Below are 7,844 nucleotides of genomic sequence, written 5' to 3'. Positions count from 1 at the left end.
TGCGATCGCTCTGCACGATCAGTGGGCCGTCAGACATAAGGGTCCATTCTACCGGGACGGCACCGGTGCGGACTCGGCGGGGCTCAGGCGGGGCGGGCGCTCACGATGCTCGAGACGGGGAGCGTGCGCTCGGTGTCGGAGCCGCGGTCTCGGCCGCGCAGCCGCCCGCCGCCCAGGCCCGTCGCCTCGAGCGTGAACTCGCGCGTCGTGCCGTCGGGGAGCGCCGCGACCACGATGATCGTCGATCGCGCGCGCACCGCGGCATCCAGCTCCCGGCCCAGCCACGCGGCATCGGTGTCGGTCTCCCGAGCGCGGCGGAGGGTCGCGAGCAGCCGGTCGTGGGGGTGCGTCGACGCAGGCGCGTCGGGTGCCAGCCGGCGTCGGCGCAGCGGCTCGGGGTCGCCTGCGGCATCCACCGCCACCGCCGGGTAGCGGGCGTCGACGAGCGTCCAGTACACGGCATCGCGGGTCACGCGCGAGACCAGGCCGTCGCCGTCGCGGACCAGCCCGATCGCGCGCACCGACTGGTCGACCTCCAGGGTGGCGAGGGCCTGCGCGTCGTCGCTGTCGACCCGCGTGTGCCCGTCGCCGGCCGAGACCCGGATGAGCCCGTGCCGCGACGCCGTGCTGTCGATGAGGTAGGCCAGCGGCTGCGGGATCCCGGTCAGCGAGATCTCGGACAGGAACGCCCGCAGCGTCTCGGCCGTCTCACCGGATCCGACCGCCGCCGCCAGCGACTCCGCCGTGAAGCGGTAGGTCGACGCCTGCGCGCGCGACTCGCGGGTCGCCATGGTGCGCAGCCGCAGGTCCAGAGCCGGCGCCAGCGGCCCCGGTGCGATCGCGCTGAGGTCGGCCTGCAGGTACACGCGGTCGATCTCGGGCGGCAGCAGCGCGGCGACCGCGTCGGCATCCGCTCGTCCCTCGGTGCGCAGGCGACGCGCCCAGCCGGGCTCGGCACCCGACGGGCACACGAGGCCCCAGCGCGCGGCCACCGCCTCAAGGAGCGCGCCGCGGGCGGGCCAGTCGGGATCGAGGGGGTGCGTGTTCTCCCAGGCGGAAGGGGGGAGGATGCCGCCGGGCCCACGCAGCGCATCCGGCAGCCCGTCCGCGAACGCCTGGGCGACGACGGCCCAGCGTGCCGGGGTGGACGATCCGAGCCAGCGCTCGCCGGCGGCGGTCACCAGCCACTCCCGCTCGGCCGGCAACGCCAGCCCCGCCATGTCGGCGGCGGCGAGCAGCTCGTCGAGCTCGTCGGACGCCGAGACGGCGCCGAGCTCGACGATCCGGCGCCGGTCGGCCGCCGAGACCGCGCCCACGCCCGTGCGCGTGAGCGGTGCGGTCAGCATCGCCAGCAGCACGTCGGCGAGGGCGGCTGCGCTCAGGGCCGCGCGCTCGGCGGCGGCGGCCTCTTCGACGTCCGAGGCCGCAGCGGGCTCGGACGGGGCCGGGGCGGGGCGGAACGCGTCGGGCCGGGCGGCGGCGAGTTCGCGCACGCGGGATGCGACGGCGCGGTACGGCGTGCCGTCGGGCCGCACCAGGCCGAGCGCCGTCAGCGCGGCGCGCTGCGGCTCGGCGACCGATCCGGCGGCGAGCGCGACGAGCGCGGTGCGCGGCAGGCGGACCAGCGCGCGGTCGAGCGACACCTGCTCCAGCAGCCCCTCGGCGGCGTCGAAGAAGTCGCGCCACGGCGCTGCGGGCGAGACGCCCCGCCGCCGCAGCAGGTCCTCGAGCTCGGCGTCGTCGAGTGCTGCGAGCTGCGCGGCCAGTCCGCGTGCGTCGCTCGGGGACGGGCTGTCCATCGGACTAGGTGCCCCGGTTCGCCCGCGCGCGGCGCACGAAGTTCATGATGAGCAGCGCGATGATGAGCACGAACGCGATCGGCAGCGCGACCAGCGGCAGCACGACGATCGTGGGCCACAGGCCCTCGGAGAAGTCGGTCACCCCGAACGGGCGCGCCAGGATCACGGCGAAGAAGCAGACGACCGACAGCACCGTCAGACCCAGGGCCATGTAGGCCAGGACGCGGTCGATGCGGCGCACCGGAATGTCGGAGGCGGATCCCGCAGGTCCGGAGGGTGCCTTGCTCATCCGCTCCAGCCTACCCGCTCTAGGATGGAGGAGCGGGTCCCGATCGTCCCGCGCACACCGCCCTCACGGGCGTCATCCACAGCGAGGTCTTCCAATGCCCACCGGCAAGGTCAGGTTCTACGACGACGAGAAGGGGTTCGGCTTCATCGCGTCCGATGACGGCCAGGACGTCTTCCTGCACGCCACCGCCCTGCCCGACGGCGCCGCCCCGCCCCGCAAGGGCGCACGGGTCGAGTTCGGCATCGCCGACGGGCGCCGCGGTCCGCAGGCGCTGTCGGTGCGCTTCCTCGACACGCCGCCGAGCCTGGCCAAGGCCAACCGCAAGCCGGCCGACGACATGGCGATCATCATCGAAGACCTCGTCAAGCTCCTCGACGGCCTGGGCGCCGATCTGCGCCGCGGCCGGTACCCGAACAGCGGGCACAGCCGCAAGGTCGCGGCGATGCTGCGCAAGGTGGCCGATGACCTCGACGCCTGACGCCCGCCTGCTGGAGGCGCATGATCTCGCCCTCGCCGCGCTGCGCGAGATCACCCCGGACTCGACGATCGGCCCGGCCGCCGGGTACATCGCCGAGGACGACGGCGTGGTCTCGCTGCGCTTCGAGAATCGCATGGGCGGCTACCCCGGCTGGTACTGGACGGTGAGCGTCGCCCGCGTCGAGGGCGCCGAGCCCACGGTGCTGGAGGCCGAGCTTCTGCCCGGCGAGGGCGCGCTGCTGGCTCCGGACTGGGTGCCGTGGGCCGAGCGCCTGGCCGAGTACCGCGCCCAGCAGGCTGCGGCCGCGGCGGAGCAGGCCGCGGCCGCGGCCGCCGGCGAGGACGACGCGGACGCCGACGACGACCTGGACGACATCGACGACCTGGATGCCGCGGACTTCGACGAGGACGGATCGCCCCTGCTGCACTCCGGCGACGTCGACGGGGTCGACATCGACGTGCTCGACGAGTCCGGCGACGAGTCCGGCGACGAGGACGACTCCGTCGACGACGACTGACTAGAGGCTCTCCACCGTGTGCTCGATGCACCGGATGAGCTGCCGCACGTCCTCGGGCTCGATCGAGACGAAGGTCGCGATCCGCAGCTGATTGCGACCCAGCTTGCGGTACGGCTCGGTGTCGACGATGCCGTTGGACCGCAGGCTCTTCGCGACCGCGGCGGCATCCACCGACTCGTCGAAGTCGATCGTCACGACGACGGGGGAGCGGTCGGCCGGGTCGGCCACGAACGGCGTGGCGTACGAGGATGCCTCGGCCCACTCGTACAGCGCCCGCGACGACTCCGCGGTGCGGGCACCGGCCCACGCCAGGCCCCCGTTGCTGAGGATCCAGCGCACCTGCTCGTCGAGCAGGAGGAGGGTCGTGATCGCGGGGGTGTTCAGCGTCTGCTGCAGGCGCGAGTTGTCGAGCGCGTCCTTCAGGCTCAGGAACGCGGGGATGTGGCGATCGGATGCCGCGATCCGCTCGATCCGCTCGATCGCCGCCGGTGAGACCGCCGCGAACCACAGCCCGCCGTCGGAGCCGAGGTTCTTCTGCGGCGCGAAGTAGTAGACGTCGCACTCCGAGACCCGGACGTCGATGCCGCCGGCGGCGCTGGTCGCATCGATGACGGTGAGCGCTCCGGCATCCCCCGCCACCCGCGCCACCTCAGCGGCGACGCCCGTGGAGGTCTCGTTGTGCGGCCAGGCGTAGACATCCACGCCCTCCACCGGCTCGGGCAGCGCCCGCGATCCCGCCGGCGCCTCGCGCACGTCGGGGGCCTGCAGCCAGGGCGCGGCGGCGGCCTTGGCGAACTTCCCGCCGAACTCGCCGAAGACGAGGTTCTGGCTGCGGCGCTGGATGAGGCCGAACGCGGCGGCGTCCCAGAAGGCGGTCGAACCGCCGTTGCCGAGGATGATCTCGTACCCGGCCGGCAGCCGCAGCAGCTCGCCCAGCCCGGCGCGCACACTCGCCACCAGATCCTTCACCGGGGCCTGGCGGTGCGATGTGCCCAGCAGCGCCGCGCCGCGGGCGGTGAGGGCCTGCAGCTGCTCGGGCCGCACCTTCGACGGGCCGCACCCGAACCGTCCATCGGCGGGCAGGAGTTCGCGGGGAAGGACGACATCGGGCATGCGTCGATTCTATGAGTCACGGCATCCCTCGCCCGCCGTCGCCGCCGGCCGCCGGGATAGGCTGGCCTGACGCGTTTGACCGAGGGGCCGGGATGACCGATCTGATCGACACCACCGAGATGTACCTGCGAACGATCCTCGAACTCGAGGAGGAGGAGATCGTTCCGCTGCGTGCGCGCATCTCGGAGCGGCTGGGGCACTCCGGTCCCACCGTGTCGCAGACCGTCGGCCGCATGGAGCGCGACGGACTGGTGGTCGTCTCCGAGGACCGCACGCTCGAGCTCACGGATGCCGGGCGCCAGCGCGCCGTGGACGTCATGCGCAAGCACCGGCTCGCCGAGCGGCTGCTCAGCGACGTGATCGGCCTGGACTGGGCGTACGTCCACGAAGAGGCCTGCCGGTGGGAGCACGTGATGAGCGAGCAGGTCGAGCGCCGGCTCGTCGAGCTGCTGGGTCACCCCACCGAGTCGCCGTACGGCAACCCCATCCCCGGCCTCGACCAGCTCGGCGACGTGCCCGCCGCGGACTTCGAGCGCGGCGTCGTCGGCCTCGTGCGGCGGATGAACGAGACCGACGCCCCGGTGCAGGGCACGGTGCGCCGGCTCGCCGAGCCGATCCAGGTCGATCCCGAGCTACTCGAGCAGCTCAAGAGCGCCGGCGTCGTGCCCGGCGCGCACGGCGACTTCCGCTTCAGCGAGGGCTATGTGCTCGTCCAGATCGACGGCAGGGACGAGTCGCTGGAGCTGCCGGTCGAGGTCGCCTCGCACATCTTCCTCATCGACGACCGAGGCTGAGCGCTCGCGATCGGCGACACGATTCTGAGAATGTCCTCACGTAAGTGACAGAATCGTTACCTTCGGGTAGCCTCGAACAGTCCCCCGGGTGAGAGAGCCTGGCCACGGACAGCCGGATGAGCAGCCCCGAACGCTCGTCGCTCATCCGGTCGAAGCCGATGCGAATGCCCGACGAGCGGGTGCACCCCGAGTGCGGAGGGGCCGGAGGACCCGGTTTGGCTGAAGAGAACGATTCGCCCGCGACGGAACCCGAAGCCCCCCAGGCGAGTCTCACGCGCAGGGAACGCGTGCGCCGACCGGCGCGTCGCCGCGCAGAGGTCGCCACGCGCACCGCACCCGCCCCCGCACAGCGCTCCGCGGCATCCACTCGACCCGCGGCGCCCAAGCGCCGCCCGCTGCGCAGCCTCGCCACCCTCGCGATCGTCGCGGGCCTGGTCGCTGCCGTCGGCATCCCCGCCTACGGCGCCCTCGTGCCCGAGACCGACGCCAAGACCATCCAGCAGGCCGCCGAGGAGGGCGCGCAGTCGCTGATCGTCGCCTCCGAGGTGAAGTCCAGCGTCCTGCAGCGCGACAGCTACTCGGCGACCACCGAGGCCGAGATCGCCAAGAAGAAGGCGGCCGCTGCCGCCGCCGCCCGCGCCAAGATGCTCGGCAGCACCGCCTCGGTGAACATCGACCTGAGCCTGGTCGGCCCCGGCACCGGCCCTGTGCGCTGGCCGCTCGCGAAGATCACCCGCATCGGCGACGGCTTCATGTCGCGCGGGGGCGCTCACCACGGTGTCGACCTCATCTCACCCGGCGGCACCCCGATCTTCGCCTCCACCTCCGGCGTGGTGCGCGTCTCGCAGGAGAGCTACTACGGCTACGGGGTCGCGATCGTCATCGACGGCGTGATCGACGGGCGCAAGGTCAGCACGCTCTACTCGCACATGCGCTACGGCAGCCGCACGGTCGGCGTCGGCACCCACGTCCAGGCCGGTCAGGTCATCGGACTGGTGGGCGCGACGGGTCGCGCGTTCGGCAACCACCTGCACTTCGAGGTCAAGATCAACGGGTCCCTCGTCGACCCGATCGCCTTCCTCAGGGCCAACGCCGGCTGACATCCGTCTCCGACACGCCGGGCGCCGCTGCGGCGCGCGGCGGCCCTGTGCGCTCCCACGTGGTCTAACCTGAAACGCGGACGCAGAGAGAAGCGGAGCGGTCGATGGACGCGATACCGGGCCTCCTCACCATGGATGAGCTCGGTCGTCATGTCCTCGGCCATGAGGTGCATGAATGCGGGCGCTGTCTCTGAGACAGCGCCCTTTTTCGTGCACCGGAGCCCTCTCGCCGATCGATGCGTCGCAGATCGAAATGACCGTGAATCCGTCCCGGCCGTTCGAGAGGACATCGGATGCGCACTCTGGTGCTGAACGCAGGATATGAGCCCCTGGCGGTGGTGTCGTTCAAGCGAGCGCTCGTGCTCGTCATGAACGACAAGGCCACCGTCGTCGAGCGTGTGGAGGGGGACCCCGTCTGGGGCGCGTCGGCCGTGTTCGACCGCCCGGCCGTGATCCTGCTCACCAGATACGTGCGTCTGCCCCACGGCAGACGCGTGCCCGTCACCCGCCGGGGCGTGCTGCGCCGCGACGCGCACCGCTGCGCGTACTGCGGCCGGGGCGCCTCGACCATCGACCACATCCTGCCGCGCTCGCGGGGCGGGGGCGACTCGTGGGAGAACCTCGTGGCGTGCTGCCTCCGCTGCAACAACCTGAAGGGCGATCGCACTCCGCAGGAGATGTCGTGGGAGCTGCGGGCGACGCCCGGACCTCCGCGCGGCGGGCACTGGAGCGTGCGCGGCACCGAGCGCGCCGACCCGCGCTGGGAGCCCTACCTGGCCCTGGCGGCCTAGCCGCGCCGGCGCTTCGTCGGATCGTCGCGCGGGCCTTCGCCTGGTTGTCGCGCGGGCCTTCGTCGGAGAATCGCGCGGATGTCGGAGGATCCGGCGTGAATCCTCCGACATCGGGGTGATCCTCCGGCGTTCGACCGGGGCAGGGACGTGAGGGATGCCCGAGCCCGGCCGTGTCGGAGGGAGGAGATACGTTCGATCTCACAGTTGAGGGAATAGAACAGAAGTTCTATCCTGTGGAGGTGAGGGCGAACGTGTCGAATCAGGGGGCGGCGAGCCTCGACGCGTTGCGGGCACAGCTCGAGCGCACGCAGGGCAGGCGCCTGGACGCCCCGGTGCTGCCGGTGCATCCGATACTGGCCCCGCTGCTGCCCGGCGGGGGGCTGCGAGCCGGCTCCGCCTACGCGCTGCAGCCCTCGGCGGCGCTGGTGATGGCGCTCATGGCAGGTCCGTCGCAGACGGGTGCGTGGTGCGCGGCGATCGGGATGCCGGAGCTCGGTGCGGAGGCGGTCGAGCAGGCCGGCGTCGACCTCGAGCGGCTCGTGCTCATCCCCGACCCGGGGCCGCGGTGGCTCGCAGTGGTGGCGACGGTGGCCGAGGTGATGCCGGTGGTCGCGGTGCGGCCGCCTGCCCGGGTGACGGATGCCGATGCCGCGCGCCTGGCAGCCCGGCTGCGCGACCGCGGCACCGCGCTGCTCGTGCAGGGATGGTGGCCGCAGGCCGAGGCGACGCTGTCGCTGAGCGATCCGGCCTGGTCGGGGGTGGGCCGCGGTCACGGCCACCTCGTCGACCGTGAAGTCACCGTCACCTCGGGCAGCCGCCGCTGGCCGGTGCCGCGGTCGGCGCGCATCGTGCTGCCCGCCCGCGGCGGGGGCATCGCCGCCGTCGCGGCGGCGGGGGAGCGGCCCGCCCTGTACGCGGTGCCCGCACCGGACGCGGCGCCTGAGCCGGACGCGGTGCCCGCGC

General features: G+C 72.9%; 9 protein-coding genes. 6 read left to right on the top strand and 3 right to left on the bottom strand.

The window, feature by feature from the left end:
- Positions 1 to 83: 83 nt before the first annotated feature.
- Positions 84 to 1,799 (bottom strand): helicase-associated domain-containing protein, encoded by a 1,716-nt coding sequence (locus tag ACIWQI_RS02945; protein ID WP_396655591.1) that lies wholly within the window; start codon positions 1,797 to 1,799, stop codon positions 84 to 86.
- A gap of 4 nt (positions 1,800 to 1,803) precedes the next feature.
- Entirely contained in the window at positions 1,804 to 2,088 is a 285-nt protein-coding gene (locus ACIWQI_RS02940; RefSeq protein WP_396655590.1) for a multidrug ABC transporter ATPase, read from the bottom strand.
- Between the two features lie 94 nt (positions 2,089 to 2,182).
- On the opposite strand from ACIWQI_RS02940, the gene ACIWQI_RS02935 reads away from it, so the two are divergent.
- Together ACIWQI_RS02935 and ACIWQI_RS02930 are read left to right on the top strand one after the other, a co-directional pair.
- Positions 2,183 to 2,566 (top strand): cold-shock protein, encoded by a 384-nt coding sequence (locus ACIWQI_RS02935; protein WP_396655589.1) that lies wholly within the window; start codon positions 2,183 to 2,185, stop codon positions 2,564 to 2,566.
- Positions 2,550 to 3,083 (top strand): DUF3027 domain-containing protein, encoded by a 534-nt coding sequence (locus tag ACIWQI_RS02930; protein ID WP_396655588.1) that lies wholly within the window; start codon positions 2,550 to 2,552, stop codon positions 3,081 to 3,083. The genes ACIWQI_RS02935 and ACIWQI_RS02930 overlap by 17 nt, the downstream gene beginning before the upstream one ends.
- Here the strand turns inward: ACIWQI_RS02930 and serC are convergent, their stop codons facing one another.
- On the bottom strand, positions 3,084 to 4,196 hold the full coding sequence (gene serC / locus ACIWQI_RS02925) for a phosphoserine transaminase (protein WP_396655587.1): 1,113 nt from the start codon (positions 4,194 to 4,196) through the stop codon (positions 3,084 to 3,086).
- A gap of 92 nt (positions 4,197 to 4,288) precedes the next feature.
- On the opposite strand from serC, the gene ACIWQI_RS02920 reads away from it, so the two are divergent.
- The 4 genes from ACIWQI_RS02920 to ACIWQI_RS02905 form a co-directional block, all read left to right on the top strand.
- Positions 4,289 to 4,990, top strand: coding sequence for a metal-dependent transcriptional regulator (locus ACIWQI_RS02920; RefSeq protein WP_396655586.1), 702 nt, complete (start codon positions 4,289 to 4,291; stop codon positions 4,988 to 4,990).
- A 287-nt stretch (positions 4,991 to 5,277) separates the two neighbouring features.
- Positions 5,278 to 6,090, top strand: a complete 813-nt coding sequence (locus tag ACIWQI_RS02915) for a M23 family metallopeptidase (RefSeq protein ID WP_396655585.1) — start codon at positions 5,278 to 5,280, stop codon at positions 6,088 to 6,090.
- A gap of 293 nt (positions 6,091 to 6,383) precedes the next feature.
- Positions 6,384 to 6,881, top strand: coding sequence for an HNH endonuclease (locus ACIWQI_RS02910; RefSeq protein WP_396655584.1), 498 nt, complete (start codon positions 6,384 to 6,386; stop codon positions 6,879 to 6,881).
- Positions 6,882 to 7,120: 239 nt separating this feature from the next.
- Positions 7,121 to 7,844, top strand: a 724-nt coding sequence (locus ACIWQI_RS02905) for a hypothetical protein (protein ID WP_396655583.1), incomplete at its 3' end; no start/stop codon positions are given.

This window comes from Microbacterium sp. (assembly GCF_044508325.1).
Lineage (GTDB): Bacteria > Actinomycetota > Actinomycetes > Actinomycetales > Microbacteriaceae > Microbacterium.
The sequence above is the reverse complement of the archived record's forward strand: the minus strand, read 5'-3'. Positions and strand labels throughout refer to the sequence as shown.